The following is a 25,784-nucleotide window of genomic DNA, read 5'->3' on the forward strand; positions in this document are numbered from 1 at the left end:
AAGAAAAGAAGTAAAGGTTTCACGTCAACATCCTTATTGATGAGCGGGGAACGTCTCGATGTTCATCCGCTCACCAGAGGGCGCCGGGGTAATGCGCACCGGCACACTGGTCAGGCCGAACCGTTTTGAAAGCACGCCGTTCTGGTCGAAATAAATTCGGGCATCGAGCGCCACTGACGTATCCGGTACGCTGCCTTTCACCAGAATAATTTTGCTTATCAGGGTGTCGGGGACCTGCCGTTTCATCCAGGCGACCTGGTCCGGATCGTCACCGTCGATAAAGTACAGCGTCTGCATAAAGGGGACCGTTTTCAGCGGATTCAGGACGTCGCCTTTGCGCGCGAATACCCGCCCGTTGTGATCTTTCAGGTCTTCAGTCAGCCGGATACTGGGGTCGAACCAGCGCTGCGCATACTTATCCGCTTTCCCTATCCCCTCAACCGGCGCCGGTCGCTGGCTGTGCTCAATCACGCGGCCTTTGAAAGACGCCATTTCCTGCGCCCATTTCCCCGACTTCTGTAACGCCTCAAGACGCTGAGTAATGAGCGTCAGCATGTCCTGCTCCTGAACCGGCCACAGATCACCCCAGGTTCCGAGGTCAGCCGCCGGCACCCCCGGTGACATCAGGCAGAACGCCAGCAAGGCAATACCGGTGCGTTTCATTCCCGCGCTCCCTTCATTCGGGTGGCAATGTCGGTCTGGATTTTCAGGGTCACATCGGGTGCGCCCTGAACCACGGCCGGTGAAACCAGGATCAGGACATGATTCTTTTTCTGATAGTCGGCCAGGCTTTCCTCCAGCGCAGCGTTAAAACGTTCTGAGAGCGCTTTCGACTGCGCCTCAGACAGCTGTTTCTGGCTGACGCTGTCCATAAAACTGTCCAGCGTTTTTTTCATGTTAAAAGCCACCACCCGCGGTGTGGTGTACGTCAGCATAAGCCGCGTCATGCCGGCGCTTATTGTCAGGACCAGGCTGACCAGCAGAATAAGCACTAGGCTCCGACGAAAAGTGAAGAACGTCGTGCCGGCTTGCTGCTCTGTGTTGTTTTCCATCAGGCTACTTTCCTTACGTTTTCATCAGAAATTCGGGCTTCCAGGATCGCCATCTCCTCCGGGAAATTCCTGCAGGCCAGGTCATACACCGCGTCGTGAATGTCGGTCCCCTCCTTTTTGCGCCCTTTGATGTACTCAAAGTCTTTACCGCTTGAGGAATACATTGCGCGGCTGAGGGGATCGACGAACAGACGATGCCAGGACGTATGTGCCTCCACCTGCAGCATGAAAGAGCTGAACCACTGATCTTTGGCTGAGCCAAAGCTGTTAATCATGTCCCGCTGCATCTGCGCAAACTGATCCGGGTAGAGCTGGTTATATTTGGCAAACTCTTTGGCAGACTGTTTAAGGATGACTTTGTACGAGGAGTTACCCCAGGCCGCGCGGGCCGCACTGGATGCGGTGGGTGAGTCGAAGTCGACGATGTTCTGGGTGATGGTGATATATGACCCCAGGTGGCGGCGCGCGGTGCGGTATCCCTTCTCAATAAAGGTGCCGACTTTTTCGTTTTTGAAGTCCAGCAATCGCCAGCCTTCATCAATCACGTTGAGTTTTTTCAGGCTGCGCGGGGACTGGTACATCCGGTTTTCGATATAGATAATCAGCGAGAACATCACCGCAACCAGCAGAGAAGGCCGCGATTCAAGGCCACCGAGCTCGAGGACCACCATCCGTGCATCATCGTGCAATGACGGTTCATCGGAGTTGAAGTAATCACCGTAAATCCCGCCGACTGTGTACTGGTCAAGCAGGATAATCATTTCATCCAGGCGACTGCGGATGGTCGGTGACTCGGCATACTCCTGACTCTCTTTCGCCGTTTTGAGAAAATCGACCACATCATCGATACGGGCCTTATTGCGCTTACTCAGCCAGGCCGCCTGCACCGCCTGCAGCAGCAGACCTTCATGCACCTCATCCAGGTTGCCGTTCGGGCTCGCCATCACCGACATCTGGTCGCGGATACGCTCTGCCGACAGGTCAAAATTGGCGTCATCCAGAATGTTGGCAAACGGGTTGAATTTCAGAGAGTCACCGTCGAGGTAAACCCCGCCCATGTTCTCGCACAAGGACTTATAGCCATCACCCATGTCGAATACCCAGGCAAAACCGCCTGAGTCCAGCACGCTGCGGATCAGTGGCTGAATAAGGCCGGTTTTACCCGCGCCGGAGGTACCGCAAACTGCCATATTGAAGTTGGTGTTGTTCATTCCCTCATAGAACAGGTCGATGAACGCCAGCTGGTTGCGATAGGTGGGCGCCAGTAATCCGGCTGGCGCTAACGGACTGTCCGCAACAACCGGCAGCAGGTTGGCCACATTAAAGGTTTCTGCCCGCTTGACGACGCCTGCGGCCTGAAGCTCTTTGAAAAGCCCCTCACCGGATTTAAACGGCAGCATGGCCAGGTAGTTTCGCAGGTGGTGGTAACGTGCGGGCAGCAGCTCAAAGCCGCCTTTACGATAACTGTTGAGGATCTGCTGCTCGGTAGCCAGAGAGGCCTCGGCGTTATCGTCGGTGTAAGCAGTGACATTAAAAAAGTAACTCACCAGCGAGGACTGATTGGTTGCCAGCCGCTGGCGGATGTCCCCCCATTCCTGAACCTCTTTTTCCACGGACGGGAAGTATTTCGCATAGGAGGTTTTGCTTTTTTTCTCCAGATCGAGGTACTTCAGGTTGGCCTCGTTCTGGGTCTTCACCTGGTCCTCCACCATTAACGTCAGCGTGATGACAAACGGGCAGGAAATGGAGAGCTCCGGGTTCAGCAGGTTGGCGTAGTTGTCCGCGTTGGTCCAGAGGAAGGCGATCTCCGGATCACGGGCCAGATGATAATTGGTGACCCGGGTGACTTTCTCTTTACCGTTGCGGTCCAGCAGGCCAATTTTCAGGTGGTTTGCGGTGACCTGCATATCAAAACTGTCATCCACACACTGATAATTCAGGTCCTGGTACGGGTCCAGCTTGTAAGGCTTACGGTACATTTCACCTGGATCAGGGTTCACCTGCTCGCGCACGATATCGACAAGCCCCTGGGCATCCAGTATCCGCGTTGGAATTTGCGCCCCCTGCAGGGAAGCCCGGATGATTTTTATCTGGTTCTCCAGCTCAACAATCTGCGCTTTCGAATGTTTCTTTCGGGGCACGCAGCAGGAGATAAATACCCGGTAATTACGCAGGGTCAACGGTAAATCCATACCCGGTGGCAGCGAGAACTGTTTTTCTGCCGCCTGAAGATAGTAAGCCCGGGTAATGGCATTGAATTTCTCTGCCTGTTTACCACTCCAGCTGAACTCCCGTAACCCATACTCAATATCGTCCCCGACCAGCTTGCTCGAGATAAGATTAATGGTCACAGGCACGCCGCGGGGAAGTTTGGTTCGCAGCAGGTTTTCCAGCGAGGCCACGATATGCGCGTTAGCGCCCGGTAAAGGCCGGGCCTCAAACATAAAACCGACGGTTTTAGCATTAATAAACAGTCCGGTCGCAGAGTCATAATCCTTATAGGGCAAAACCCGGCTGAACTGCGGGAAATTCATGCTGCCCAGCATGTCATTGGCTTTAGCGGATTCGTCGGGCAATTTAAGTGCAGACACAAGCGAATTCACGGCCTGAGCAACGGTATCCATCAGGTTATTACTCATGCGAGCGTTCCTTAATGAGGGTGTAAATTAACCATCTAAAATAGAAAACAGATTATCGTGAAAATATCAGCATTAACGATTTAATCACCGCAGAAAAAGGTAAGCAGGGATAAAAAACAGCAATAACATTGAGGCTCCCAATTGCCAGATGAAAATAACACCCCACAAAATCGCCCCTTGCCATAAACAGATAAGAAACGTAATAACTAACGCGGCCACATGAAAACCGATAATAGACCAGAAGAGTACTGCTGAGATTTCACTACCACTGCCTTTAATTCGTAAACAAGCAATATAAAAAACAATTAAGCTACAGATAATAAACACACCATCATGACTAATGCTCTTAATGAAATCAGGCGCGTACTCTCCCGCCAGCCCATTATAAGCTAATCTGACGCCAAGATAGATGAGCCAGTACACTGTAGGAACAAGCAGAAACCTATTATTTTTGATAAACACCATTTTCATCCCCTCTTTCATTTAGTGATACCGTTCAGAGCTTTCAGCTGTTTTTCGCGGAATGTAGTCATTTCACCCTCACGGATTTTTTTGCTTTCCATTAGTCTTTCTTTTTCTTTACACCCTGACGCGAGTTCATTTGCGTAACCGAGAGTTAACGGTTCCGATGAATCATCATCGTTAGATTCAAGGGCCAATTGTAATACTTTACCCGCACAGGGTGTTTCTTTCGAAATTTCGCTCAGTTGTTCTGGAGTAGCTGGTTGTGTTTCAAGATAATCCTTGTAAAGGAGTAACGCACCAGGGATGCAAACTAATATAAAAATCAAGGGAAGCTTTAAAAAAAATATCTTCATTTATTTTTAACCTTATACAGCTCCCACTGGCGGATATACTCATCATACTGAATCCTCGGCACATTAATGATGATGCCGACACAGTCCAGTTTGTTTACAGAAGTAGGAGATGAACCTGTCTGGATGTTTATCTCCAGTAGCTTGCAGTCGTTTTTCCAGTGCCTTCCTGCCTCAAGCTCATCCATCGTGAATGACCTACTTAAGAAGACGATAAGCATGGCAAACGCAGCCAACGTTATAAGCACACTAAAGATAAATGTATTACCTCTGTTGACTCGCAAATTAATTTTTTCAGGAATAACAAACATGGCCAGTGCCCCGACAACCCCGATAAGGATAAGCAATAAGCACACACCATTAAGCCAGGCAATATTATTACCCTCCAGATAGTAGGCTCTCATTGCCTGCCTCCTTTTAGTGTATCCATCGCATCATTCAAAGGCTCACTGGTTTTGATTTCAATGCATTCGCCTTTATTGTCCCCTCCCCCACGCCCACCACGGGCCTCGACTGCCTTCAGCATTTTCATACAAACATCAGTATTGGGCATCGGAGTAATGGTCCAACTGCTATGGCCACCAGGCTGCATAATTAACAATAAAAAAATAAATGTATGCATTGTCATTTCCTTATAGAAGGTTATTTATTTTTCTTTATACCAAAGTCTAAATGCATTAAACATGCTAAACGTACTGGCCACACTCCCCCGAACAGTGACCATGGTTTCAACGGTGACCACTTCAATATCATTACTTCCAATCCATTCATTCATATTAACAAGTGCCTGACTTTCGCCATAATCCCAATACCGCCGATCTTTTTCATCTCTGTCGTGTTCAAAGTCTTTAAATTTAACCATTCTTCACCTCTACTATTTTGATTTGTTATAAGCGGATACTGCACTGTCATACTTATCTGTCATCACATTTACAATGACCCCGGAGCAGTCCAGTCGATTAATGTTACTGGTTAAAAACCCGGTAGGAATGTCAACCTCCTTCAGAATGCAGTCAGTCGACCAGTATTTACCCTCCTTAATTAAATCTTCATTGCCAGATTGAGATCCTTGGTAAACAAACAATGCCATTATCAACAACCCTGACAGCCCAGATAATAAATATATAATTTTATCGGACATACCTTGCTTACCAAACCCCTCTATTAAGCCATTTAAGTTCAATAACCGTGCCAGAAAACACGCTACCGCCCATCCCTTTCAACGCACAGGGCACTCGTTTTAAATCCGGTATTCATTCAGTATTCACAGCGCCTTTAACGGCGCTGTTGATTAGTTAATGCGGGGCTGGCCCCATGCCGGTGGCGTAACCACAAATACAACCGTTGTGGGTTGGTGATAGACATCATCGGAATCAACGTAAGGCGCTATCCATAATGACGCTGTTTGCTCACCCTTTCTTAATGGCCTTGGATAATTACCGGGCACTGTAGACGGAGAGGTATAAGTACTGGGACTAACCGGCCTGATATATACCGGAGCGGTCCGCGTTCTCAGGACGTCATCATGATTGACCGGTACCGTATTCAGGAACCCGGATTTATTACTCACCGTCACAGATGGCGCTGTATTACGCCCTGGATTAATTACTGGCTGCGGCGGCAGCGGGTATGAGTTTGGCGACGTCGTTCTAAAATTTCCGTCAGCCAGTCGTGGCAACCCGGCCGCAGCCGGCTTTGCTGACGAGTTTTCCTCCTGGGCCTTCGCTTTCTCATTCGCCTGCTCCATCGTCATGCAGGTATCGGATGTTGTGGCATTACATTCAAAATCTGACTCTGTTCCCGCGCACCCAGTTAAGAGCAAAGCGCTGCCCAGAGGAATTAACAGTATTAATTCCTTCATATATTCCCCTTTATATTCCTTGTGGGTTATTTACGGTGATTAACCCTTGTTCATGCCCTGACTTACTGACCTGAGTTTTCGCCCCCCGACATTGCGCCCGGCGAGAACTGATGCGGGTCGAGCTTGCCCAGTTTCTTCAGCATCTCATCGGTATTAAAACCATTCAGGTTCCCGCCGGATTGCTGTGACCTGCTCTCAGGTTGTTCGGGTTGCTCCTGGTTCTGCGCCTGCTGCTGGCCATTCTTCTCCGCTTCGAGCTCCTCAATGGTTTTCAGCTGGAAACCGTCCTGAAACACTATGGTGACTTCGTTGCCCGCGCCGATCGGGATCACCGCGTGATACTGCTCAGCTCGTTTGATGTAGTAATCGCCTAACGTCTGTGCAGCTTTCGATGATCCGCCGCCAATCCCCATTTTCAGGACATCACCGGCGCCAACGGAGGCTGTGGCACCCAGACCAACAGCTGGCTGCGAAGCTCGCTCAATCCCCTGACCAATCCCGTCAATAAACCCAGCCCCCCAGGCCCAGCCGAGGATTTTTCCGTTACGCATCACCACTTCCCCTTTTATGCCGTTTTTGCCCATGAACGAAACATGGCCGTTAATGGGTTGGTCGATGGTTTTGTCGCCTTTGATACAGCTGATATTGCGGGTGCGAACGATGGCGCGCTCACTCGATACGTCCCCCCAGGCTTCGAGGCCGACAAAGCAACCAGTCAGGTCATAGGTTTTGCTGTTCGGCATTTCCACATGCCCAATGATTCTCAGCGACATCGGTACGGTTGATTCATTCCCGGTAACGGAAGCGTTGGCATCAGCACCTTCGATCAGCTTGCTTTTGGCAAAGCTGCCTGACGGAATGTACGGCAGTGACTTCGTTTTCTTACCGCGGTCATAGCTGAACGTTTTGCGCTGTATCTGATTCGGTACCGGCACGGACTGATAGCTGACCTGTGGAGCCTGCACGGTGCCATTGCCAGGATAAAACGCCGTTGGCGGAGGTACTGCGCCACCAGACTGCGCGGGGAAATTTGCCGGCTGCGGCTCACCTTCGGGGCCAGGGGCCGGTGACGGGGGAACCGGGGCAGGTTCTCCGCCGGAGGTCGCGGGTTTGACGCCCAATACCTTCAGCTGTTCCAGCATGGCCGCATTTTCATTGGTGAGTTTTTCGAGACGGACCTGATCGCTGGCACGGCCCTTACTCAGCAAATCCACTTCCCCCTGCAGGTCTCCAAATCGCTTATTCAGATCCGCTGCAGTGGCCTGCATTTCTGTGGTCGCATGTTGCTCCACTTTAGTGTTGAATTCGCTGTTAACCACCCCGGTCATATCCGGTGCCGGCTCTCCCTGCGCGGGGGCTTCTTCTTCTGAACTCATATTCAGGTCGGACAGATACATCCCGCCAGCAATCGCACATGCACCACCGACAAGAATGAGGGCCAGCCAGAGGTACTGTTTACGTTTGATTAGCGTATTAAAGTTGGCCATCAACGTGACTCCTCTGCCGTAGTGACCCAGACCTGCAGGCGGCCACCGCCAACCAGCTGGCCCACGGAGCCACTGAGCATGATGGCCCGCGTTCCCGCCTGCCAGAAATCGCTTTCCCGGATGGCGCGTGCCGAGAGCGTCACGTTTTCAACGTCATACCGGACAACTTTCAGGTGGTGACCGGTCCAGACCCGGGCGGCCGTGGCGCGAAGGCCGGCAGGCACGGATAACACTTCTGATGTGACAGGGATAGACTGGTATTCATCAGGGATCTGCCCCTGGCGAACAGCGCGGTTCAGCGAAACCAGGACGCTTTCATACGGGTTGGATTCCTCCCACGATTTTGCCGGCCCGGGTGTACCAATGAGCTCGGATACCAGCTGGATAGTCCTGCCCACTCCGGCGCGCGGCACAGCACGGATAGAAAAGTTCAGGCCGCGCTCAGTTTCCACAATAAACGTGAACGGTTTTTTGCTGACCGTAGCAAGGATCGCTCCGCCACTGTCGGTTTGCTCCTGGTTCGTCAGCCCGCCATCCAGACTGTTAATGGCAGTGATCCGATCGCCAGGTACCGTGAAGAGGTTTGGGTCAGTATTGCTAACAGCGATGTTCGCCTGTCCGCCGTTGGCCAGGGGTACAACAGTCGGTGCCAGCGTACCGCTCAGTGTTGCAGATATCGCCGGCGCCATAAAAAAAACGCATCCGGAAATAAATAATAACGGCTTAATTTTTTTCATTATTTATCTCCCCGAAGCGGGATAACCAGCTGATGCCATCCATACGGTAAAACTGCAGAACATAGTGACGGATTTCAGTATATGGAGATGAATCGCCGATCCATGTTTTCAGTTCCCCCCGGATATCGACACGATTTTCGGCCGGGTACGATCGAATTGACGTCATATAAAAGGTGGCGTTCACATTGTTATCTTTTATCCGTTTCGCATCTTCAGCCAGCTGAACCTTCAGGCTGTTCTGTGAGGCGGGATAAACGTATTTCATCAGCTGTGCATGCTGCGCATCCACAGTTTCAGGTGTAACGTTCAGGCGTAAAGCAATAAAGCTGAGGGACAGTTGTTCAAGATAGGATGCATCCGCCTGGTTCTGAGAAACAGCGAAAGGCGCATTGAACAGCATGGGAGTAATAGCCACCTTCTGTTCGTTCTGCAGGCGGTAGTTATTAATCCCCTGAATGATATTCGTCGTCAGGCTAAGAGCGGCGACCGCTCCCAGGCACACATATCCTATTGCGATAACACGGGTAGTACTGAGTCGTGCGCCGTGTTCCATAATTATTTCCCCACCGTTTACTTGATCCACTGCCGGAAACAGGAGTCCGGAATATCGTGAAAAAATCCTTTAAGAAGGGAGGTCGGCAGATACCAGTAAATAAGGTCACGTAACCAGGTACTGCCCCGTCCTTTTTTCAGTTTCTTAATACCCCAGAAAACCAGTGCCGCTGCAGCCATACCAAATATGAACTTACTGGACCAAAAACCCCAGCCGAGGCAAATGACGGTCGGGATAAGTTCATCGAGGTATAAACCAAACCAGCGGGACTGGTTTGTCAGTGTTTCCGGGAAACGGTATTTTTTTAATTCGTCTCCCGTCATCACCTTTACCCTGTTAGTAACCTGCGACCGACATACCGATGGTAATAAAGGTCGAAATGATGGCAAAACCGAACAGGAACTTCACGTTTTTGGTCATCATGTACATGATGCCGCCCGCGATAACTTCTGCCAGAACAACCCATTTGACCACGCTGGATGATTTACCGAAGGTACCTTTAACTGTGGTATCACCGGATTTCATCAGGTCTGTTGCGGTGGTGGTGGCCATAGCAACGTCCGGGAAGAACGACGCCAGAACAGCCAACGGCAGCGCAGCCTTGGTCACTTTCAGAGCTGTCTTTTTATTGAAAACGCGTGAGATAAAAGACGGCTTAGCTTCTTCAAATACAGCAGTACCCTGTAAACTTAATACAGCATTCATGATTATTTCCTTTAAATAGAATGGTTGATTCGAACTACCTGTCTTAACTTGATGTTAAATTTTAAATATCTGGTCTACTTACCTCCTGGTTCAATTGATTCTGAGTTATAAAAATCCGGAAACTGTTCAAGATGGTCCTGCAACCGTAGAAACACCTCATGCGATTTGCTTCGGTTGCTTTTATTCTTGGCTGCGATAAGTTTTTTATTTGTCTCATCATCAAATCGAGCCATGACAACAGGACCAAAGCTTACATTTTGATACGTCACCGTAGGATAAAAGTCTGGATATCGTGAAAGATGATCCCTGATTCTTAATACAACCTCCCCAGCTTTACTTCGTCCACTTCGTTCTTTTGCATTTAGCAGCTTTTGGTGAGTATCCTCATCGACTTTTAGACTTACACACGGCCCTAATGCTGGACGAGTATTCATTCTCCTCACATACACCTCCATTCGAAATTTCAATAGTAATAGTCTCACAAAATATTCGTGATATTACAATATCCTAAAAGTCACCGTTTATTTAACAGCTTATTAACACGCTTTGAAATTATTTCATTTGTAACTTTGAAAAATGAATAGGCCATGCCGCTTGCATAAATCAAATAGAATACATCTTCTTTAGATTGGATAGGTAACCTGGCGTATATTCTGTTTATTCTGTTTTTTGAAGTTCCCTCAGCAATATTCAATATTTCTGATATGTGATGATGAGACGCACCAAAAGAATATAAGGCAAGTGTTTCAAGTTGAACCTCACTCAATAAACCAATTGCATTTTTGAATGCATTTATTTTTTTCACAAAATTAGAACGAACAGGAGAAAGTAAGAACCCTCCCCTTTGAAAATGGCAAAATTTCCATAAAGAAAACTCAATATTTCCAAATGTCATTCTTTCAATAATAAAATCCCAGCTTTCTCCATTGATTGATAAATTCTCCTCAATGAATACTTGTTGCCCTACCGAGTAGATTTCAGCATCAAGCGCTGAAAGACGTAAAGAAGAAGCAATTTCAATATTTTTAAACCAAGTGTTAACTTCAATATTTGGAAGAAAAGTTGTAGAAAAGGAATGATTGCAATGAGAGAAAGAACCATCACGCAGCCTGATACAGGCAGGATGACTGGAAAGATCGACAGTCGACTGCAATTCTCGAAAGAAATCCAATTGACTACGAGGGGTGTTTTCAATACGATCCATCGAACACATAGGAGCCTCCTTAACAGGATTCTATGGACAGCTGATGTGAAGGGGGCCAACCCTTCACATCAGCGCTTCTCAAATTTTGTGAGACCACTGGTCTCTCAAACAATGATAAATGCAGCCCACTTCCCTGTCACTAAAAAAACGCAGATCATTCCGCTCTTATTTATTATATTTTAGATTAATCAACTTCATTATCGATAATTAACTATCATTATCTTCATTCGATTCATCTAAGTCAGGAAAGAACGCCTGTACTGCCTGCTGAGTATCTTCACGTATGTTCTCAATCATATACCGCCATTCGAATTTTTGATTTCCTATGATGTGCGGGCTTTGTGAAGAGATACCTAATATTTTGTTTGTGGCAAATTGAGTCTTCATCACGGACTCTAAAAGTGCTTTATTAAAAGCCATCTGATTAAAGGCACTCTCTTTTCTCTCCATCTGAACCTCATAGACTCTCAAACCTAATTCCAGAAGCATAGTAGAAACACTGGAGAAACTAACATCCTTCTCCTTAGCTCCCTCCGTTTTCCGTTTCTCCACGATGGCATTAATCTTCTCAGCGACCTCATCGCTAACATATGCCTGTATCTTTGCCATGATAAATCCTTATTCTAGAATGGATGTCTAGCTTTAATTTTATAACTGAAGACATGACGATTCACTGACGATTCAATTCGTGAGCCAACCCTAGATTCATCTAATAAAATTGCAATTCATGTAGCGAATCACATCACGAATTGAATCTAGAGTCAATCCGCCATTAAAGTCAGGTTTCAACTAGCTTGATTCATTACTGACTCACGCATAAGTCACTAGTGAATCGATTATGAATCGTCTCTGAATCGCTTTAATATTACATAATGAAACATAGTGAAATTTAATAAGAACTAACCACATGGTTTAAAAGATAAATCTGCAAAATTTTAATTTTGCGTGGGGTGTGGTGATTTTGTGGTGAGGAGTGCATATTTGTTGAGTCCGTGTCTGGGATGGGTTAACGTATTTCCAGGAATCGACCCTAGAGGGGAAAAGGATGCGGAACATCATCATTGCCGTTTTTTTTGTATTCTCGTTTACCGCCCACGCTGCTGATTGTTTTACCCTTGCCGGACGCGATTACAAAATCGACCCGGATCTGCTCAGGGCTATATCCTGGCAGGAATCAAAATTCAAAATTGACGCTATCGGAAAGAATCCTGTCTCCGGCTACGGTTCAGGACTGATGCAAATTGACTCACAGCATTTTGAAAAACTGTCGAGCTTTGGAATAAAACCGGATCACCTGTTGACGGACGCCTGCCTGAACATTTACACCGGCGCCTATTACCTGGCACTGGCGTTTAAAAAATGGGGAGTGAGCTGGGAGGCTGTCGGAGCTTACAATGCGGGGTTTAGCAGAACGGACAAGCAGGCCATGAGACGTCTGCAGTATGCCAGGAAGATCGAGGCCATTTACCGGGCTATTAAGGCGAATAACAAAGCGGGCCAGGTTCAGCCGACACAACGATAAAGACCTCAATCAAGAGGTCTTTATGTTAAGATTGAAATCAATCAATTGCTCGCAAGATTAAATGACTCTCCGGATGATGAATAATGCTGAGATAACTTTTCAGCGCATCCTGTCGGGCAATGAGATGTTTACATACATGGGTATATCCCGCCCCCATATCCGCAACCTGCCAGGACAACCAGTTCATTATCATCAGCGTGGAGATGATCCCGGCAGCATCTGCACTCACGTCGCTATCAAAATTATTTTCGGGTATCACCATTCTGTAATACTGTTCACCTGCCGGCGCAATATATCCCGTCTGTGTTGTAATGAACTGAATCCGGTTCGGTGCCACATTCCCACCGACACCCTGCGGAATAATCCAGTAATCCCATGCGCCGTTACTGTAATCCGAATACTGGCGTAACCAGCTGGCTGCCATATTTATTGCAGACGGGGTAAAAAAAAGTGCCTGGATAAAATCCTCTCGCTCTTCACTGTCAGTCACACAGTAGCGATGATATTTATCTGTTTTAAATTGTTCGGCTGATTCTCGAGTGGCGGTGTTGACGTTTTGTGTGTGCATTCTGGTTTACTCCTTAGCGGTTTATTGTTTCGTTCGACTTCATCACTGAGCGGCAAAGGGCAATGAGCAGCGGGCGATGAATAAATACAGGGGCGCTTTGCGTTCATTTACCCCTGTATTTATTTAGCGGTTGATGCTAGAAGCAGCCCTCCGCGAAATGATGAAAACGGACGAGATACAGCTGATGAGAATGCACACAACCCGTAACGGAAATTGGTCGCCAGACGAATTATCGTTACGGTCTTCAGAGTAGCGAATATTTTCGCTACGGTGAAAGCGGCGTATCCGTTTACGGATACAGCAAGCGTGCCATTGACGTTAGCCATCAGACCCTAGCGTTAGCCCGAAACCGCCCCGCGGGTTCGGCGGAGACTGACAGGTGCGCAGCAGCTGTCTGGCGGAGTGGGGCTGACGACTGAGCAGCGTAGCTGATCGGGAGCCGAAGGTGGCCATATTCAGTACGCCCAGGGAAATAAGCATTATTTTCAGCAAAGCGAAATAAATACCGAGAAAGAAAAACAGCAGGAAGAAGATGGCCAGAAAGCGGCGGTAAGAAAATAAAAGAGAGGAGATAAAAACGCGCGATATTAATACCGGCGGCGCGTCAGCGCAGCCGGTATTATTTTGCGCCGCAGGCGCGCGGCCTTTTTCAGCGGTCGGGCAGGTCAACGGAATAAGAGTATTGCACCGGGCAGAGTGTCTGGTGCAGAAACAGGAACCCACCAGGGCGAGTCAGATTGCCATCATAGGGCACCTGGAATTCCCGCCCTTTATCGTTAAACCTGCTGAATTTTGAAGTTAACGCCGCAGGCTCTGGCATAACGAATCAGCGTCTGGATGCTCATCCGTGAAGCGTTCTTCTCTATACGCGAGATAGTGGGTGCTTTGATACCCATACGCTCTGCAACCTGTGCCGACGTCAGCCCGGCCTCTTTTCGCCATGTTGCTAATGTTTCCTGAAGCTGCTCTGAGGATTCTTCGGCCTCATATGCCGCACTGTATTCAGGATCGCTCATCGATTCGGCATGTATCTGGCTAAGGGTTTTATATTTCATTCTGCATCTCCTCTAATCTGCGAAGTGCCTGCTCTATCTCTCCCGGAGGAGTTTTGGGCGATTTTTTGATGAAAATCCGGAGCAGAAAAATGCGTTCTCCGCTCTGATACACCCAAAGTCCACGCGCGATATCAGTACCCATTGTCCGTATTTCGAAAAGACCGTTCCCAAGCGGCTTTGTGTCTGGCTCACGAAGCTGGCGAGGGTTTGCTTCCAGCTTCATGAGTATGCGCGACATTTTTGCACGGATCGCAGCAGGCAGGGCAACAAACTCTTTTTCAGCTTCATCATGAAAAATGATAGTAAACATTTAATTCGTTCCCTGATTAACTCTCAATATATTAGCTTAAAAGCTAAGTTAGCTCAAGAGCTAAGTTAGCTCTTATCAGGCGTAAGCACCGGATTTGCTCTTCAGATTAAAGGCTGAAAATCAACGCCAAAAACGCAACTTCAGGTAATACAGTGTTCAGTGCGTCGATGTTTATGATTCAGAATTTTTTAAAAAATTCAGACAGTACGCTACGAATGAAGCACAGAAAGGCATCGGTACGTGTGAACTTCTCGCCGTAGTGTGCATGAGCTTCCTGCGAACAGGCCATGTTGTAGTGTCCACGATCGATAATCCGTGCAATTTTTTTCCCCAACTTCCGGGAAGATTCTGGTGCGGCGGGTTTGATGTTGGTGTTTCGTGTACTCATCCTGTTTTTCCTCTTGTCTGGTTTTCAGTCTTTTACAACCCTCCCCCGTTGAGCTGCCAGGGGTGCGGTTCACCGAGTGTCATTGACACGATCACTCTCCCGCACCGATACAAATGAACTGATGTCCTAGATATCGAAGCCTGTTCGCTCAATCAGGCGCACAAACTGTTTGAAGTGATCAGCTTCTGCCACGTTGATATGACGGAACTGCTTATCAATGCCGCTGCTGAGCGCGTAGAAATAGCTGAAGCCCATTTTTTCTGGATAGCTTCTCCGATATTTTTTCAGCGCCATCAGGCTGCTGAATTCCATGACATCATGTTCTTCCTCTACGTTTTTTTTCGTCTCAGCAATGAGGATCGTGTATGACACGGGTTTTCCCCCCATCTTCCTGGAAGATTCTTGAGCGGCGGTTTTGACGTTGACGTTTCGTGTGTGCATTCTGGTTTTCTCCTAAGTGGTGATGGTTGTCCATCTCCCTGGTGAGTTCTCTCGCGGCAAAGGGCAAAGGAGCAACGGCGGGGTGGCAGGAGAAGGGCGCAGACAAAAGTTTTTGCGGTCCCAGGCAAAAAGTTTTGGCGGCGTTCACTTTACCCTTCGGATGACAACACGACGGTGCTACGACCAGCCCTCCGCGTGAGAACGGACAGGGAGATGGCCTCACCGGGGGAACAGGATGCACACACCCGACACGGCGGAACGGCGTGGCGCCATCAGAGTGCCGGCAGCTTTATCGCCGGCACGGTGAAAGCGGCGCGACCGGAACGGACGCAGCAAGCGCTGCCGTTGACCTTGACGTCAGACATCAGACACTAGCCGTCAGGCCCGAAACCGCCCCGCGGGTTCGGCGGAGCCCGGCAGGTGCGCAGCAGCTGCCCTGGCGGAGTGTGGCTCGACGACTGGACAGCGCAGCTGGTCAGGAGCCGAAGGGGTCCATTGCCCTGCCTTTGGTTATGGTTCAGCCCCTCTTTGCTAAGCCCTTGAGAAGCAAAACGGAGATGAGAAACGAGCCCGTTATCTGTCGCAAAGCACAATAATTAATGCTAACGTACGCATACATTAGCGTTAATTAACGGAGTGTCCTGTGGCAAATGACTCATCAACAGAGCTGGCACGCGCCCATTTTTTCAGTCATTTTTCTTACACACGTAACGACCTAGCCGGAGATTATGACACCGAGTTGCTCCGCTATCGTGACGATACCTGGGACTACCCGCAGCGTGCAGCCCGCCTGAGTGCAGCAGTGAAGCGATACAAAACTTACCGGATGCTGTCCTTCATTTTTGAGATTGCGGAGAGTGTCGATCTGGACTTCACGCCCCTTGTGGTGAAACGCCTGTGTACCGCCCTTTTTGGTCGTTCAGGAAGTCAGAATATTATTGTGGCGACCTTTGGCCAGAAAGGTCGCATTCACCGCAGCCGTGACAGTTCGCCCTCTGTCATAAGTGAAGTGGCAGAGCGCTACCGACTGGCAGCACACTCCTGCTGGGCCTCTACCCTCAGCGATATTGAAAGCGTCAGGAAGCACTATCAGGCCGGTATTCGCACGGCCAGAAAGCAGGAGGACTAAGTCCTCGAGATTAATGCTAACGGACGCGTACATTAGCATTATCATATATCACATTTGTCGCACGGACAGGGAAGAGAGCGGCCGCGCCGGAGGCACTGCCGCTCTGCCCCGTTCCCCGGAGGGGAACTGCCCTTCTGCTGTTCATGCATGCGGTCGCTCAGAAGGGGAAAAAGGGGCTACCGGCGAACCGGCAACCCCTTCATAAAGGCGCTTCAGGCCTGTCCAGACAGTCTCAGCCCCTGAATGGCGGGAGTTTCCCCCCGCCGGGGTTAGCTACTTAGCGGATTCGTAAGCCATAAAAGCTGCCACCTCCCTGCTCGTGTCCCTGTACCGGATTTCGCAGAGCGATTTACGGGTCAGGTAAGTGAATATCAGCAGTGTGAGGCACACTATTAATACACACCAGATCAGGGTACTTCGTGGCAGTTTCATAGCCTTCATCTCCTTGCCTTGCGGCTGCTAAGAGGCTATTCTGTTGGTGTCTAGTCAAGCAGATGGCCTCGTGTGGTTGGTTAATGAAAATTAACTTCCTACGGGGCTTTCTTCTTTCTGCCGCACAACACGGTAACAAACCACCTGCACGTCATGAGGCAAAAAGCCTCAAGCGCCGTCGCCATTATACCGTGTAGTCCATTATGTACCCAGGACTAACCATCTGAAAAAAGGCTATATCCTCATACTTTTTTCTGTTCGTTCTCCGCCGTATACCCCAGAGCGTCCCTTATCTCTGCAGCCCGCTGTTCACTGCCGGTACTCATGCCTGCCCGGTACACCAGACTGAGCAAACCGTGTAACAGCATCCAGTCATCCCGCATCAGCTTTGCATCAAGCCGGCATAACAGTTTTCCTGATACCGCATGGCGAAACACGGTACCTGCTTCCTTTTTATCGAATTGCCTGCTGACAATACTTATTCAACCTCCCTGTCACTGCGCCCGTTGCCCCAGTCCCGGATTTGCTCATCCAGCGCCTGAATATGTTGATCGATACTCTCAACCAGTCGCTCGCTTTCGGTCTCCAGCCAGCCACTGAGTCCGTCCCATTCGCAGGTCATCTCTGTCAGGCGGGCAGACATGGTTTGCAGCTTGTTGCGTTGACTGCGGGCCACTTTCAACTCTGTTTTCCAGGGATTGTTTCTCATACCGCTCGCCTCTGCAGCGCCAGTTTGTTGGGTACCTGCCAGCGTTCCGCCTGACGGACAGCCTCCGGGGAGTCACTCACGATGAAGCCGATTTCATGAATGACCCCGTACAGTGGCTCCTTCGCGTCACGCAGCCAGTCCAGGGAGTCCAGCGAGGCAAACCGCGACCGCCAGTGCCAGAAAGCAGGCTCCAGCTCCCGCGCGTCAAACTCGTCGGTCCACCGGCGATACCAGTTGCTGACCGTCTCCGGCGACTGAAAATTCAGCTCCGCGACTGCCTGTCCCAACAGGTTCTGCCGTAACCGCCAGTGATGCGCCAGCGCCCGTTCTTCCCGGCGCATCTTACGGGTAAACGCGATGTTTCTGCGTTGCAACCGGCGTTCTGTCCGTGTGTGCTGCACCTCCGGAAACAATTCGGCCTGAACATCCACCGGCAGCGGCAGCGGGCAGCATTCCCCGTGGCTGGCAATCAGTTCATCGAGCGCCTCCTCCACCTGTTTGAGGCTGCTCAGGCGATGCTTCGGGTCCCAGTTCAGGCCGGGAATGCGCAGCGCCACTGCCGTGTTCATGCGGCTGTTCCTGGTCAAAATTCGCAAAAATGTCCGGACATGGGGCATTGAGGGCAAACGCGCCCCCCGTAACTGAGCGTCTTCCACGAACATGATGGCCTGCAAAGCAGCCTGTCGTACCGGTTTTAGGGTCACAATGGCATGGGATGAGGGGATCATTGTGCGCCCTCCTGTGCCAGGGTACTGATGATGCTGGCAAACGAATAACCGTCAGTATCGAGACACGCTATCAATGCCAGCGTGTGGGAGATCAACTCCGGGTTAAATACTTCCATGCTACGAACAACGGAGAACGGCTGGCCGCCACGGGTCACAAAGACGACAATCCAGCGCGCACTCAGCTCTCCCGGACTGCAGACCGCCACATCAAAATGACCGTGGGAGGGGGAAAAACGGATCTGTACCGGAAAGAATCCGCCGAACTCGCTTTTATATTCTCCGTTGACGTCCCAGCTCGCCGGACAGGACAGGTCCCGCATCACGGCATGGGTGAGTTCACGGCGAAAATCTTCACCGGCGGCGCGGTAGTCTTCAAGCTCTCCGGCGAACATGGTTTTCAGGACATCGGTAGTAATGATCGTGTTCATATTCTTCTCCTTATGGCCGCCCCGCAGGGCGGCGTCTCCGTTATCAGGCTGCGTGAGCCGTATGATCATCAGCGTCTGCTGCATCATCAGTGATGACGGGTTTCACTGTGGCCGGTGGCAGCATCCATTCAGGAACCCATCGGGTCTCCGCGAGGGCATGCTCTGCATGCTCAGCAGCATCTTTTTTCTTCATTTTCCCGGCATCAGCTGCTGCACCTGTTCTTCCTGCCTCGTTAAGCGCATTAACAATCTGCTGTTTGCTGAGCATACTGAGGAAATTGTCTGCGGTCGGTGTCCACCAGTCCCTCATATCGAAGCCGATCGCTGTTTCCACACCATCAAGGTAACTACGGGTGGTATGCCCCATTGTTCGGGTCTGCACGCCATACACTGAACTGGCGGTACAGAACGCCATCAGGGACATCAGGGTTTCCCCGTCGAGGGTGAAAAACGTGGTGAAATCCTTCGACCAGCCCTCCGGTAACAGTGCCTGCAGGCGTGCTTTTTCCTGCATCAGCGTCTGCCAGGCTTTTCCGGTTTTTCCGGCAGGAGATTCGCTGACAAGGGATGTATGATGCTCAGTGACTTTCATGTCGAAGGGATGACTGGCTGACATGCCACCGTAGTCAAACACGCAGGAACACAGTCGCCAGACCATCATCGCCACGGCTTTTTGTGGTTGCAGCATCAGCGCAGCCTGAACGGCAAGGGTGCGCTCGGAAGACATTTTTTTCAGCAGTGGTTCGCTGATGCTGTCCACGGGTTCCTCAATTTTTTTAGTGATGACGGTGTTTTTTTTCCGGTCAGCCTGTTCATCCTCCTCCCGCTCCGGGGCAATCTGGCGGACACCGCGCTGAATGTTCACTTCCGCGCCCCAGAAGCTGACCACCACGCCACATTCTGCTTTCTGGTCCGGCGTCCATTCACGGTTGATGGCCGCGCTCTCCATTTCGTCAATCAGTGCCTGAATAGCGTATTCATCATCGTGTGTTTCGGTCGCCGCCTGTGTGGCATAAAGCTCATCGAGACGCTGCTGCTCATCAGTGGTGAAATTTGCTTCGGGGACGGAGCTCAGCTGGAAATGCTTCGTGTCATCTCCCCATGCCCGCAGGGGAGCGCTACGGGCCTGTGACCACGCCCAGCCTTCGCTTTGCTGTATTTCGACGGCCAGCGAGGTCAATTTTGTCTGGATCAGGCGCTCAATCAGCACCTTGTCCGCTGTACCCTCCCCCTCTTCCGCACTGAACAGATCCTCACGTACGATACCGCCCGCAGCTTCGTAGGTTTCACGCCCGACATACTCAAAATCAGGACTGGTTAATGAAATTTCCCGATCTGTCACCGCACTTTTCAGCAGATATGGCGCGGTATGGCCATAGGCGGATTTGACGTTTTCATAGACCTGCAGCTGACGGGTCGGATCATTTTCCAGAGCCAGCGCCTGACACTGCTCAATCGTGACTTCATCCTTTGCCAGTTGAGCCAAAAGCTCCGGTGCCAGCCCGGCGAGTTTGAGCATGCGCTTAACGTGGCGGCCACCGTAACCCAGCTGGGCACCGATCTGCTCAGGTGTCATCCCCTGAGCTGAAAGGTCGCGAAAGGCGTAGATTTGCTCAGCCGGATGCATCGCGAGGTGTTCATCGTTCTCGATAAAAGAAACAAGCCGCGCCACCTCGTCGCTGACACGCTTAACCGGCACCAGATACTCGCTGTCAATTTCCTTTTCGCTGGCGAGCAGGTTGAGCCCTTCGCGCCGACGACCTCCTGCCGCTACGCCAGATTTTCCGTCCGGCAACGTGTGGACAACCAGATTTTGCAACAGCCCCACAGCTTTGATGGAGGTGGCCATGCTGCGTACGCTGGCCTCCGGGTAAGGGATCACACGGACATTCAGCGGCGATTTGACCAGGCCGGACAGGGGCACATATTCAAGCGTAGCGGCTTCCAGTGCGGCTTTAAGGGTTTCAGCGGCTGCAGCCTGAGCCGCTTTTTTGCTGGTTTTTGCCGGTGTTTTTGCTTTAGACTCGGTGACTGACATAATTGATACCTCTCTGATATTGATGATTGTCTGCCGGACAGCCCACCTGTCCGGCACCTCTTACTGCTTATTGCGTTTTACGTTTCCCGTAGTTCTGGATATAACGATTCATCCAGTACTCACCGCCGGGTTCAAAATTCCAGACGCGCCAGATCATCTCGCCGTCCCGACGAACAACCAGACGAAAGTGGGTACCCTCATCGTCTTCAATCGCCACATTCTGATACTGCGATGCCACCTCTGACGCCTGTTCACGGGTGAACGTGCCGTCTGGCAGGGATTTCAGAGGGGGCATAACGTTGTGGTTCATGTGCATCTCCTTTTTCTGCCCCGCCGTTAACGGGGCGTATTCATCATGATTCAGAAGGGGGCATTGTCATCCATCGGCGGGTAATCATCCGGGGACGGCTGCGGGGGTTGCTGAGACGGTGCGGCACTCTGTGGGGCTTTTTTACCGCCCTTCGTTTTCGGGGATTTAACAGGAGCTTCAGCAGGTTGTGCCGGGGCGGCAGGACTCTGCGGCTGCGCGGGTTGCTGAGGGGCGGTGCTCTCAGACGGATTACCCTCACGACGGCCACCCAGCACCTGCAGGGTGCCGTTCTGCCCGACCAGCACCTCGGTGACATAGCGGGTGATCCCGGCATCGTCCTGCCAGTGGCGGGTACGCAGCTGGCCCTCGATGTAGACCTGCGCGCCTTTACGCAGGTATTCGCCCGCCACTTCCGCGAGCTTGCCGAATATGACAACACGATGCCATTCGGTGTTTTCGCGCAGTTCCCCGCTCTGTTTGTCACGCCATGTTTCAGAGGTGGCCAGCGTCAGGTTGGCCACCGCGCCGCCGTTGGGCATATAACGCACGTCCGGGTCCTGCCCCAGATGCCCAACCAGAATGACTTTATTCACGCCTCGAGCTGCCATGATGAATCTCCTTAATCCGTTGTTTGCTTTTAAAAACCATCACCCGTTGAGTTTCGGGAGCCGCGGTTTTGACGTTTGCGGGAACCTGCTGTTTTGTTCCCGATGGTATGACCTTCACCCGTTTGAGAACCTTCGCCGCAAGGGCGTAAACGAGCACGGCCCGGTGCAGATGTCCGGGGTGAGCGGGAAATTTTTTTCGGTCTAATGGCGCGAAGCGGAATGGCCGGAAAAAATTTATTGCGAAAGGCCACGCCGTCCCTGGACAGCCAGGCGGGTTGTGCTTGTATCAGCCCAGGCGAAAGGGGCTTAAACGGGTGAACGACACCAGGAGATGAAATGAGCAGGGACCCGCCGCAACGTCGGAGCGCGGCACGCGAAACGGCGTTGCCCCTTACAGCCCGGCGGCCGTTGGTTTTCACCGGGGTGCAGGGAGCGCAGGCCACGGCGCGACAGGGCGGCGCATCCGGAACGGAGGCTGCAAGCCTGCCGTTGACGTTGCGTCATGGGATGGAAACCCGCTGCCCCGAAGGGGCCGGGCAGAGACAGCGCAGCTGGCTCTGTGCGAAGCATGACAGCCCGCCCGGACGCCCGGAGTCGGCTCACACAACAGAATGGCGGCCAGCAATCAGGACCAGAAATACGCGGGAAACGAAGAAGGAAAGCCGGCGGAAACAGGTGTATTACCACTCGCCATCAGCTGCTCAGCCGGAACAGGAGAAAAGGAGTCACCGTTAACCGTCATACTGTAAGGAAGAGAGGGACAGGATGAACGCGAAGAGGAAGCGCCTGCGGCGCGTCAGCGCGGCCCGTTCTTCCTGCGCCGCAGGCGCGCGGCCTTTCCGGCGCGGCCAGACGGGGGCTCACTCCCCCGCCGGGCTAACCGGGCTTTCAGACGGCGATCCTGAGCAGCACAGTTGAAACGTCGGTATACGTGAAGGTGCCTCGCGGCAATGGCTCCCAGACATCAGAAAGCGGCTTCAATATGGATTGTTGCCGCGGCCCGTTCAGACAGACCGCCGTCACAACGCCGCCGGGCGCCAGCAGCGTCACTGCTCGCTGTATATGCCGGATATCCTGCGCATGGTTAAACGGCGGATTCATGATAATTTTGCTGTAGCGGTTTTCCGGCCGGTACGCCAGAAAATCCCCCTGCCAGACGCTGACGCCCGGGAAATTTTCCCGCAGATGGCGGACCAAATCCGCGTTCAGCTCCACGGCGTCACACTGTGCCCGTGGCGCGGCTTCCCTGACCGCCCGCAGAATGGCGCCGGTTCCCGCTTCCGGCTCGAGAATGTGATCAGAATCCACAACCTCCGCCAGACTGACCAGACGACGGCAAACCGGATCGGGCGAGACAAACAGCTGAGAGCCTGCCCGGATTTCTGTCACCGGTGTTCGGCCATCCAGCCTGGCCCGCATCGTCATGATGCGAACCCTGAGTTCGCTGCGCATAAGTCAACCTCCCTGAGCTCCCCGGCACTCTGCCGGGGAGTCTGTTTGCTATTTTTGCGGAATTTGTACCGTTTTCATGTCGGTGATATAGACATTCACCAACGTACAACCGTGAGTCATACAGCGGCGGAAGCGGTACGCCCCGTGTGTCTCATTTTCGGCCATGCCCCGGACAGCCTTATAATCCCCCGGCATTTTGGCCCATTCGGCTTTTGTCATCTCCCGGAAACCCTCCCCCGGATAGTTGACGATCGGTGGACGTTTTGCGGCCTGTTTCGCGGTGCTGACCTCTTCGGCTGACGGCGCTTTATAGTCGGTGATGCGATCCGGGGTCAGTTTCATGGTTCCCCCATACCCGAGAAAGCGGTAACACGGCGTTTCCACCGAGCTCACCTGACCATGACTCGTGTTGATGCGGATGATGGTTAACCACTCGCCCCGGCTTTTCACCTGACCGCCAGGCGCAAATTCCTGTGTCCGTGTGACGACGCCGCCGCTTTCATTGAGCATCGCGCGTTCGTAGGCCAGGCGGTTCTGGTAATGATTAACCCAGCGTTGCTGATGGCGGATCGAGCGTTCGTGACAACGAACCGCTATATCGCGGGCCTGTTCAAAGGAAATGATTTCCTCTGCCAGCGCGGAATGCAGGGACATCCGGCCTTCATACTGGCTTCTCTGTGCCGGGCGGGGGTATTTATCGAGCGAGAAACAGGCCGAAATGTGGTCATAGTTACTGATAAGCCGCGCCTTGTTCAGATCGAGCGTTTCGCCACGCCACATCGTCATAAATTTCTGCTCCCCGGCGATGTTCTTTTCTGCCTTGCGTAATTCCGCCTCGAGCTTTTTGATACGCCGGTAACGTACATCCGGACGCTCTTTGTATTTCGCGTGACGTAGTGAGGCCTCTGCGCGTTCCTCCCAGTATTCCGCGCGTTCAAACAGCATCACCGCGCGCTTCATGCCGTTTTCGATGCGTTGCGCATCACGACGCGCCCGACGTTCGCTGTGATGGCCAACCAGAATCGGCTGGCCGAAGGGGATCGAGGATGCCAGCGCATCGACATGTGAAAGCACCTGCTCAGATTCACCGGCGCGTTTATCGCTGTAGTCGTTAAAGCGTTCCGCGCGTTGCTCCTGACGGTCAAAAAGCGTGCTGTCTTCGTCCTCGATATCGCCGGCGAGGGACAGTAATACATCCTCGCGACCCGGCGTCCAGGCTGGCGCAACAAACAGCCCCTGTTTCGGCGCCCACCGGAACCCCGCATCGTGCACTTTCTTATAGGTTTCTTCATCGAGGCGCAGCGAGGCATAAAGCCGTAGCTTGTTATCATCCGGGGAATAGGTCCCCCGGTACGCCTGGCCGATACCTTCTTCAGCATCGGTTTGCGGGATGGTTTCGGCACTAAGTGCCTGTGCTAAAGCCTGAGTCATGATTTTTCTCCTTCCTGCAGTTGCCGCCCCTCGCGGGGCGGCTCACCTCATCAGTTAAATGCGCGTTTCAGTTCAAGGGTGCGGAGCAGCTGTCCGAAAGCGGCGTTTTTCATCGCGGGGATATGAACGCCGCGCCCCTTGCGGTGACTTCTGGCAATATGGCGGCCAAAAGCTTTTAACGCGGGGTCAATCTCCGGCGCGGGGATTTCGGCACGGGAAATGCGCGGATGCCTACGGGGCTTTACAGCCTCTGCGGAAGATGAAAGAATGGTCATGTTCATTACGTTAACTCCTTCTGGTAGTTAATGAAGCCGTAAAAACCGTTAGCGCGATTTGTACGGCGTGGATCAAGCAGGGGCTCCCCTGCTTTTTTCATTTCTGCGGTTCGTTGTCTGCTTCTCCTGCCTCCTTTAACCAGCCTCGTTTTTTTCCTGATTTTTAAAGAACATCACCCGTTGAGTTTCGGGAGCCGCGGTTTTGACGTTTGCGGGAACCGGCTGCGATATTCCCGATGGTATAAACTTCACCCGTTTGAGAACCTTCGCCGCAAGGGCGTCAACGAGCACGGCCCGGTGCAGATGTCCGGGGGGGAGCGGGAAATTTTTTTCGGTCTAATGGCGCGAAGCGAAATGGCCGGGAAAAATTTATTGCGAAAGGCCACGCCGTCCCTGGACAGCCAAGCGGGTTGTGGTTGTATCAGCCCAGGCGAAAGGTGCTTAAAGGGGTGATGCACCAGGAGCGGAACAGAGCAGGGACCCGCCGCAACGTCGGAGCGCGGCACGCGAAACGGCGGTGCCCCTTACAGCCCGGCGGCCGTTGGTTTTCGCCGGGGTGCAGGGAGCGCAGGCTACGGCGCGACAGGGCGACGCCTCCGGCACGGAGGCTGTAAGCCGCCGTTGATGTTGCGTCATGGGATGGAAACCCGCTGCCCCGGAGGGGCCGGGCAGAGACAGCGCAGCTGGCTCTGTGCGAAGCATGACAGCCCGCCCGGACGCCCGTTGCGAAAACGGGTGGGTATTTGCATTCACTTGACCACCCGTTTGCATTTTATTTGTCCATCGCCAACAAAAAATCGCCACTGATGCTGAGGGGGAGTCATGGCATTGCGTGACCGGCAGCTGTGTGCCAAAAGCGGACATGGCTAACAACACGGTACGTTAAATGGGGAGCAGATCAGCTCCA

At 51.9% G+C, this 25,784-nt stretch carries 35 protein-coding genes and 2 pseudogenes; 3 read left to right on the forward strand and 34 right to left on the reverse strand.

All coding sequences use genetic code 11. The features are described 5' to 3' along the window. Positions 1–33: 33 nt before the first annotated feature. The 17 genes from traW to traM form a co-directional block, all read right to left on the reverse strand. Complete coding sequence (gene traW, locus MMW58_RS28930) at positions 34–663, reverse strand: type-F conjugative transfer system protein TraW (protein WP_064360996.1); 630 nt, start codon at positions 661–663, stop codon at positions 34–36. Then, positions 660–1,052, reverse strand: a complete 393-nt coding sequence (gene trbI / locus MMW58_RS28935) for a type-F conjugative transfer system protein TrbI (RefSeq protein ID WP_064360995.1) — start codon at positions 1,050–1,052, stop codon at positions 660–662. The genes traW and trbI overlap by 4 nt, the downstream gene beginning before the upstream one ends. Then, positions 1,052–3,691, reverse strand: coding sequence for a type IV secretion system protein TraC (gene traC, locus MMW58_RS28940; protein ID WP_064360994.1), 2,640 nt, complete (start codon positions 3,689–3,691; stop codon positions 1,052–1,054). The genes trbI and traC overlap by 1 nt, the downstream gene beginning before the upstream one ends. A gap of 84 nt (positions 3,692–3,775) precedes the next feature. Then, on the reverse strand, positions 3,776–4,174 hold the full coding sequence (locus MMW58_RS28945) for a hypothetical protein (protein ID WP_371823029.1): 399 nt from the start codon (positions 4,172–4,174) through the stop codon (positions 3,776–3,778). Further along, positions 4,171–4,509: a hypothetical protein gene (locus tag MMW58_RS28950; protein WP_064360993.1), complete on the reverse strand. Its 339-nt coding sequence runs from the start codon at positions 4,507–4,509 to the stop codon at positions 4,171–4,173. Before MMW58_RS28950 ends, MMW58_RS28945 begins: the two co-directional genes overlap by 4 nt. Beyond that, positions 4,506–4,910 (reverse strand): hypothetical protein, encoded by a 405-nt coding sequence (locus tag MMW58_RS28955; protein WP_241723816.1) that lies wholly within the window; start codon positions 4,908–4,910, stop codon positions 4,506–4,508. The genes MMW58_RS28950 and MMW58_RS28955 overlap by 4 nt, the downstream gene beginning before the upstream one ends. Then, positions 4,907–5,128 (reverse strand): hypothetical protein, encoded by a 222-nt coding sequence (locus MMW58_RS28960; protein ID WP_064360991.1) that lies wholly within the window; start codon positions 5,126–5,128, stop codon positions 4,907–4,909. Before MMW58_RS28960 ends, MMW58_RS28955 begins: the two co-directional genes overlap by 4 nt. A gap of 24 nt (positions 5,129–5,152) precedes the next feature. Then, positions 5,153–5,368, reverse strand: coding sequence for a hypothetical protein (locus MMW58_RS28965; protein WP_241723817.1), 216 nt, complete (start codon positions 5,366–5,368; stop codon positions 5,153–5,155). A 429-nt stretch (positions 5,369–5,797) separates the two neighbouring features. Further along, positions 5,798–6,367: a type IV conjugative transfer system lipoprotein TraV gene (gene traV / locus MMW58_RS28970; RefSeq protein WP_072351833.1), complete on the reverse strand. Its 570-nt coding sequence runs from the start codon at positions 6,365–6,367 to the stop codon at positions 5,798–5,800. Between the two features lie 62 nt (positions 6,368–6,429). After that, entirely contained in the window at positions 6,430–7,854 is a 1,425-nt protein-coding gene (gene traB / locus MMW58_RS28975) for an F-type conjugal transfer pilus assembly protein TraB (protein ID WP_064360990.1), read from the reverse strand. Next, positions 7,854–8,591 carry a type-F conjugative transfer system secretin TraK gene (gene traK / locus MMW58_RS28980; protein WP_064360989.1) on the reverse strand — a complete coding sequence of 246 codons (738 nt, stop codon included), beginning with the start codon at positions 8,589–8,591 and terminating at the stop codon, positions 7,854–7,856. The genes traB and traK overlap by 1 nt, the downstream gene beginning before the upstream one ends. Further along, complete coding sequence (gene traE / locus MMW58_RS28985; protein ID WP_064349707.1) at positions 8,578–9,144, reverse strand: type IV conjugative transfer system protein TraE; 567 nt, start codon at positions 9,142–9,144, stop codon at positions 8,578–8,580. The genes traK and traE overlap by 14 nt, the downstream gene beginning before the upstream one ends. A 17-nt stretch (positions 9,145–9,161) precedes the next feature. Then, entirely contained in the window at positions 9,162–9,467 is a 306-nt protein-coding gene (traL, locus tag MMW58_RS28990) for a type IV conjugative transfer system protein TraL (RefSeq protein ID WP_241723818.1), read from the reverse strand. Positions 9,468–9,480: 13 nt separating this feature from the next. Continuing rightward, positions 9,481–9,849, reverse strand: a complete 369-nt coding sequence (traA, locus tag MMW58_RS28995; RefSeq protein WP_064360988.1) for a type IV conjugative transfer system pilin TraA — start codon at positions 9,847–9,849, stop codon at positions 9,481–9,483. A gap of 74 nt (positions 9,850–9,923) precedes the next feature. Beyond that, positions 9,924–10,283, reverse strand: coding sequence for a TraY domain-containing protein (locus MMW58_RS29000; RefSeq protein WP_077266358.1), 360 nt, complete (start codon positions 10,281–10,283; stop codon positions 9,924–9,926). 80 nt (positions 10,284–10,363) lie between these two features. Beyond that, positions 10,364–11,062 carry a conjugal transfer protein TraJ gene (locus MMW58_RS29005; RefSeq protein WP_227629319.1) on the reverse strand — a complete coding sequence of 233 codons (699 nt, stop codon included), beginning with the start codon at positions 11,060–11,062 and terminating at the stop codon, positions 10,364–10,366. 198 nt (positions 11,063–11,260) lie between these two features. Continuing rightward, the gene (gene traM, locus MMW58_RS29010; RefSeq protein ID WP_064360986.1) at positions 11,261–11,662 is read right to left on the reverse strand and encodes a conjugal transfer relaxosome DNA-binding protein TraM; all 402 of its coding nucleotides are present in this window, start codon (positions 11,660–11,662) and stop codon (positions 11,261–11,263) included. Positions 11,663–12,098: 436 nt separating this feature from the next. Between traM and MMW58_RS29015 the strand changes: the two genes are divergently transcribed. Beyond that, on the forward strand, positions 12,099–12,575 hold the full coding sequence (locus tag MMW58_RS29015; protein ID WP_064349718.1) for a transglycosylase SLT domain-containing protein: 477 nt from the start codon (positions 12,099–12,101) through the stop codon (positions 12,573–12,575). Positions 12,576–12,612: 37 nt separating this feature from the next. Here the strand turns inward: MMW58_RS29015 and MMW58_RS29020 are convergent, their stop codons facing one another. The 5 genes from MMW58_RS29020 to MMW58_RS29040 all read right to left on the reverse strand — a co-directional run bounded on the left by MMW58_RS29020 (position 12,613) and on the right by MMW58_RS29040 (position 15,337). Beyond that, entirely contained in the window at positions 12,613–13,143 is a 531-nt protein-coding gene (locus MMW58_RS29020; protein WP_064360985.1) for an antirestriction protein, read from the reverse strand. A 776-nt stretch (positions 13,144–13,919) separates the two neighbouring features. Then, complete coding sequence (locus MMW58_RS29025) at positions 13,920–14,198, reverse strand: helix-turn-helix domain-containing protein (RefSeq protein WP_077265715.1); 279 nt, start codon at positions 14,196–14,198, stop codon at positions 13,920–13,922. Then, the gene (locus tag MMW58_RS29030) at positions 14,188–14,508 is read right to left on the reverse strand and encodes a type II toxin-antitoxin system RelE/ParE family toxin (RefSeq protein ID WP_064349725.1); all 321 of its coding nucleotides are present in this window, start codon (positions 14,506–14,508) and stop codon (positions 14,188–14,190) included. Before MMW58_RS29030 ends, MMW58_RS29025 begins: the two co-directional genes overlap by 11 nt. A gap of 178 nt (positions 14,509–14,686) precedes the next feature. Beyond that, complete coding sequence (locus MMW58_RS29035) at positions 14,687–14,896, reverse strand: hypothetical protein (RefSeq protein WP_064349726.1); 210 nt, start codon at positions 14,894–14,896, stop codon at positions 14,687–14,689. A gap of 126 nt (positions 14,897–15,022) precedes the next feature. Then, the gene (locus tag MMW58_RS29040; RefSeq protein WP_064349727.1) at positions 15,023–15,337 is read right to left on the reverse strand and encodes a hypothetical protein; all 315 of its coding nucleotides are present in this window, start codon (positions 15,335–15,337) and stop codon (positions 15,023–15,025) included. A 643-nt stretch (positions 15,338–15,980) separates the two neighbouring features. Between MMW58_RS29040 and MMW58_RS29045 the strand changes: the two genes are divergently transcribed. After that, positions 15,981–16,466: a cytoplasmic protein gene (locus MMW58_RS29045; protein ID WP_143992707.1), complete on the forward strand. Its 486-nt coding sequence runs from the start codon at positions 15,981–15,983 to the stop codon at positions 16,464–16,466. Between the two features lie 273 nt (positions 16,467–16,739). Here MMW58_RS29045 and MMW58_RS29050 read toward each other — a convergent pair whose 3' ends face one another. From MMW58_RS29050 to MMW58_RS29110, 12 genes and pseudogenes are all read right to left on the reverse strand, one after another. Further along, positions 16,740–16,877 carry a type I toxin-antitoxin system Hok/Gef family toxin gene (locus MMW58_RS29050; protein ID WP_227629320.1) on the reverse strand — a complete coding sequence of 46 codons (138 nt, stop codon included), beginning with the start codon at positions 16,875–16,877 and terminating at the stop codon, positions 16,740–16,742. Continuing rightward, positions 16,816–17,037, reverse strand: coding sequence for a DUF5431 family protein (locus tag MMW58_RS30400; protein WP_313770196.1), 222 nt, complete (start codon positions 17,035–17,037; stop codon positions 16,816–16,818). The genes MMW58_RS29050 and MMW58_RS30400 overlap by 62 nt, the downstream gene beginning before the upstream one ends. A gap of 339 nt (positions 17,038–17,376) precedes the next feature. Then, positions 17,377–17,607: a hypothetical protein gene (locus MMW58_RS29060; RefSeq protein WP_064349736.1), complete on the reverse strand. Its 231-nt coding sequence runs from the start codon at positions 17,605–17,607 to the stop codon at positions 17,377–17,379. Beyond that, complete coding sequence (locus tag MMW58_RS29065; RefSeq protein WP_241723794.1) at positions 17,604–18,335, reverse strand: plasmid SOS inhibition protein A; 732 nt, start codon at positions 18,333–18,335, stop codon at positions 17,604–17,606. Before MMW58_RS29065 ends, MMW58_RS29060 begins: the two co-directional genes overlap by 4 nt. Next, a complete protein-coding gene (gene psiB, locus MMW58_RS29070) occupies positions 18,332–18,763 on the reverse strand; it encodes a conjugation system SOS inhibitor PsiB (protein WP_064349758.1) in 432 nt (143 codons plus the stop codon). Before psiB ends, MMW58_RS29065 begins: the two co-directional genes overlap by 4 nt. 43 nt (positions 18,764–18,806) lie before the next feature. Next, positions 18,807–20,801: a ParB/RepB/Spo0J family partition protein gene (locus MMW58_RS29075; RefSeq protein ID WP_064349739.1), complete on the reverse strand. Its 1,995-nt coding sequence runs from the start codon at positions 20,799–20,801 to the stop codon at positions 18,807–18,809. A 67-nt stretch (positions 20,802–20,868) separates the two neighbouring features. Continuing rightward, a complete protein-coding gene (locus MMW58_RS29080; RefSeq protein WP_064349741.1) occupies positions 20,869–21,111 on the reverse strand; it encodes a DUF905 domain-containing protein in 243 nt (80 codons plus the stop codon). Positions 21,112–21,161: 50 nt separating this feature from the next. After that, positions 21,162–21,719, reverse strand: a complete 558-nt coding sequence (gene ssb, locus MMW58_RS29085; protein ID WP_115191624.1) for a single-stranded DNA-binding protein — start codon at positions 21,717–21,719, stop codon at positions 21,162–21,164. Between the two features lie 29 nt (positions 21,720–21,748). Next, a pseudogene (locus MMW58_RS29090) lies at positions 21,749–21,888 on the reverse strand (single-stranded DNA-binding protein). Between the two features lie 719 nt (positions 21,889–22,607). Then, positions 22,608–23,171 (reverse strand): class I SAM-dependent methyltransferase, encoded by a 564-nt coding sequence (locus MMW58_RS29100; protein WP_064360964.1) that lies wholly within the window; start codon positions 23,169–23,171, stop codon positions 22,608–22,610. Between the two features lie 48 nt (positions 23,172–23,219). After that, positions 23,220–24,602, reverse strand: a complete 1,383-nt coding sequence (locus MMW58_RS29105; RefSeq protein WP_064360963.1) for a DUF3560 domain-containing protein — start codon at positions 24,600–24,602, stop codon at positions 23,220–23,222. A 50-nt stretch (positions 24,603–24,652) separates the two neighbouring features. Continuing rightward, positions 24,653–24,883, reverse strand: coding sequence for a CCDC81 family HU domain 1-containing protein (locus MMW58_RS29110; protein WP_064349748.1), 231 nt, complete (start codon positions 24,881–24,883; stop codon positions 24,653–24,655). Positions 24,884–25,352: 469 nt separating this feature from the next. Between MMW58_RS29110 and MMW58_RS29115 the strand changes: the two are divergent. Continuing rightward, a pseudogene (locus tag MMW58_RS29115) lies at positions 25,353–25,464 on the forward strand (hypothetical protein); the annotation flags it as partial. Between the last annotated feature and the right edge of the window lie 320 nt (positions 25,465–25,784).

Source organism: Klebsiella sp. HC6, from assembly GCF_022605325.1.
GTDB lineage: Bacteria > Pseudomonadota > Gammaproteobacteria > Enterobacterales > Enterobacteriaceae > Klebsiella > Klebsiella terrigena.

Excerpts from the sequence above, each read along its gene's own strand:
- traW (WP_064360996.1), bottom strand. The coding sequence starts at position 663 with ATGAAACGCACCGGTATTGCCTTGCTGGCGTTCTGCCTGATGTCACCG.
- trbI (WP_064360995.1), bottom strand. The coding sequence starts at position 1,052 with ATGGAAAACAACACAGAGCAGCAAGCCGGCACGACGTTCTTCACTTTT.
- traC (WP_064360994.1), bottom strand. The coding sequence starts at position 3,691 with ATGAGTAATAACCTGATGGATACCGTTGCTCAGGCCGTGAATTCGCTT.
- MMW58_RS28945 (WP_371823029.1), bottom strand. The coding sequence starts at position 4,174 with ATGAAAGAGGGGATGAAAATGGTGTTTATCAAAAATAATAGGTTTCTG.
- MMW58_RS28950 (WP_064360993.1), bottom strand. The coding sequence starts at position 4,509 with ATGAAGATATTTTTTTTAAAGCTTCCCTTGATTTTTATATTAGTTTGC.
- MMW58_RS28955 (WP_241723816.1), bottom strand. The coding sequence starts at position 4,910 with ATGAGAGCCTACTATCTGGAGGGTAATAATATTGCCTGGCTTAATGGT.
- MMW58_RS28960 (WP_064360991.1), bottom strand. The coding sequence starts at position 5,128 with ATGCATACATTTATTTTTTTATTGTTAATTATGCAGCCTGGTGGCCAT.
- MMW58_RS28965 (WP_241723817.1), bottom strand. The coding sequence starts at position 5,368 with ATGGTTAAATTTAAAGACTTTGAACACGACAGAGATGAAAAAGATCGG.
- traV (WP_072351833.1), bottom strand. The coding sequence starts at position 6,367 with ATGAAGGAATTAATACTGTTAATTCCTCTGGGCAGCGCTTTGCTCTTA.
- traB (WP_064360990.1), bottom strand. The coding sequence starts at position 7,854 with ATGGCCAACTTTAATACGCTAATCAAACGTAAACAGTACCTCTGGCTG.
- traK (WP_064360989.1), bottom strand. The coding sequence starts at position 8,591 with ATGAAAAAAATTAAGCCGTTATTATTTATTTCCGGATGCGTTTTTTTT.
- traE (WP_064349707.1), bottom strand. The coding sequence starts at position 9,144 with ATGGAACACGGCGCACGACTCAGTACTACCCGTGTTATCGCAATAGGA.
- traL (WP_241723818.1), bottom strand. The coding sequence starts at position 9,467 with ATGACGGGAGACGAATTAAAAAAATACCGTTTCCCGGAAACACTGACA.
- traA (WP_064360988.1), bottom strand. The coding sequence starts at position 9,849 with ATGAATGCTGTATTAAGTTTACAGGGTACTGCTGTATTTGAAGAAGCT.
- MMW58_RS29000 (WP_077266358.1), bottom strand. The coding sequence starts at position 10,283 with ATGAATACTCGTCCAGCATTAGGGCCGTGTGTAAGTCTAAAAGTCGAT.
- MMW58_RS29005 (WP_227629319.1), bottom strand. The coding sequence starts at position 11,062 with ATGTGTTCGATGGATCGTATTGAAAACACCCCTCGTAGTCAATTGGAT.
- traM (WP_064360986.1), bottom strand. The coding sequence starts at position 11,662 with ATGGCAAAGATACAGGCATATGTTAGCGATGAGGTCGCTGAGAAGATT.
- MMW58_RS29015 (WP_064349718.1), top strand. The coding sequence starts at position 12,099 with ATGCGGAACATCATCATTGCCGTTTTTTTTGTATTCTCGTTTACCGCC.
- MMW58_RS29020 (WP_064360985.1), bottom strand. The coding sequence starts at position 13,143 with ATGCACACACAAAACGTCAACACCGCCACTCGAGAATCAGCCGAACAA.
- MMW58_RS29025 (WP_077265715.1), bottom strand. The coding sequence starts at position 14,198 with ATGAAATATAAAACCCTTAGCCAGATACATGCCGAATCGATGAGCGAT.
- MMW58_RS29030 (WP_064349725.1), bottom strand. The coding sequence starts at position 14,508 with ATGTTTACTATCATTTTTCATGATGAAGCTGAAAAAGAGTTTGTTGCC.
- MMW58_RS29035 (WP_064349726.1), bottom strand. The coding sequence starts at position 14,896 with ATGAGTACACGAAACACCAACATCAAACCCGCCGCACCAGAATCTTCC.
- MMW58_RS29040 (WP_064349727.1), bottom strand. The coding sequence starts at position 15,337 with ATGCACACACGAAACGTCAACGTCAAAACCGCCGCTCAAGAATCTTCC.
- MMW58_RS29060 (WP_064349736.1), bottom strand. The coding sequence starts at position 17,607 with ATGAGAAACAATCCCTGGAAAACAGAGTTGAAAGTGGCCCGCAGTCAA.
- MMW58_RS29065 (WP_241723794.1), bottom strand. The coding sequence starts at position 18,335 with ATGATCCCCTCATCCCATGCCATTGTGACCCTAAAACCGGTACGACAG.
- psiB (WP_064349758.1), bottom strand. The coding sequence starts at position 18,763 with ATGAACACGATCATTACTACCGATGTCCTGAAAACCATGTTCGCCGGA.
- MMW58_RS29075 (WP_064349739.1), bottom strand. The coding sequence starts at position 20,801 with ATGTCAGTCACCGAGTCTAAAGCAAAAACACCGGCAAAAACCAGCAAA.
- MMW58_RS29080 (WP_064349741.1), bottom strand. The coding sequence starts at position 21,111 with ATGAACCACAACGTTATGCCCCCTCTGAAATCCCTGCCAGACGGCACG.
- ssb (WP_115191624.1), bottom strand. The coding sequence starts at position 21,719 with ATGGCAGCTCGAGGCGTGAATAAAGTCATTCTGGTTGGGCATCTGGGG.
- MMW58_RS29100 (WP_064360964.1), bottom strand. The coding sequence starts at position 23,171 with ATGCGCAGCGAACTCAGGGTTCGCATCATGACGATGCGGGCCAGGCTG.
- MMW58_RS29105 (WP_064360963.1), bottom strand. The coding sequence starts at position 24,602 with ATGACTCAGGCTTTAGCACAGGCACTTAGTGCCGAAACCATCCCGCAA.
- MMW58_RS29110 (WP_064349748.1), bottom strand. The coding sequence starts at position 24,883 with ATGAACATGACCATTCTTTCATCTTCCGCAGAGGCTGTAAAGCCCCGT.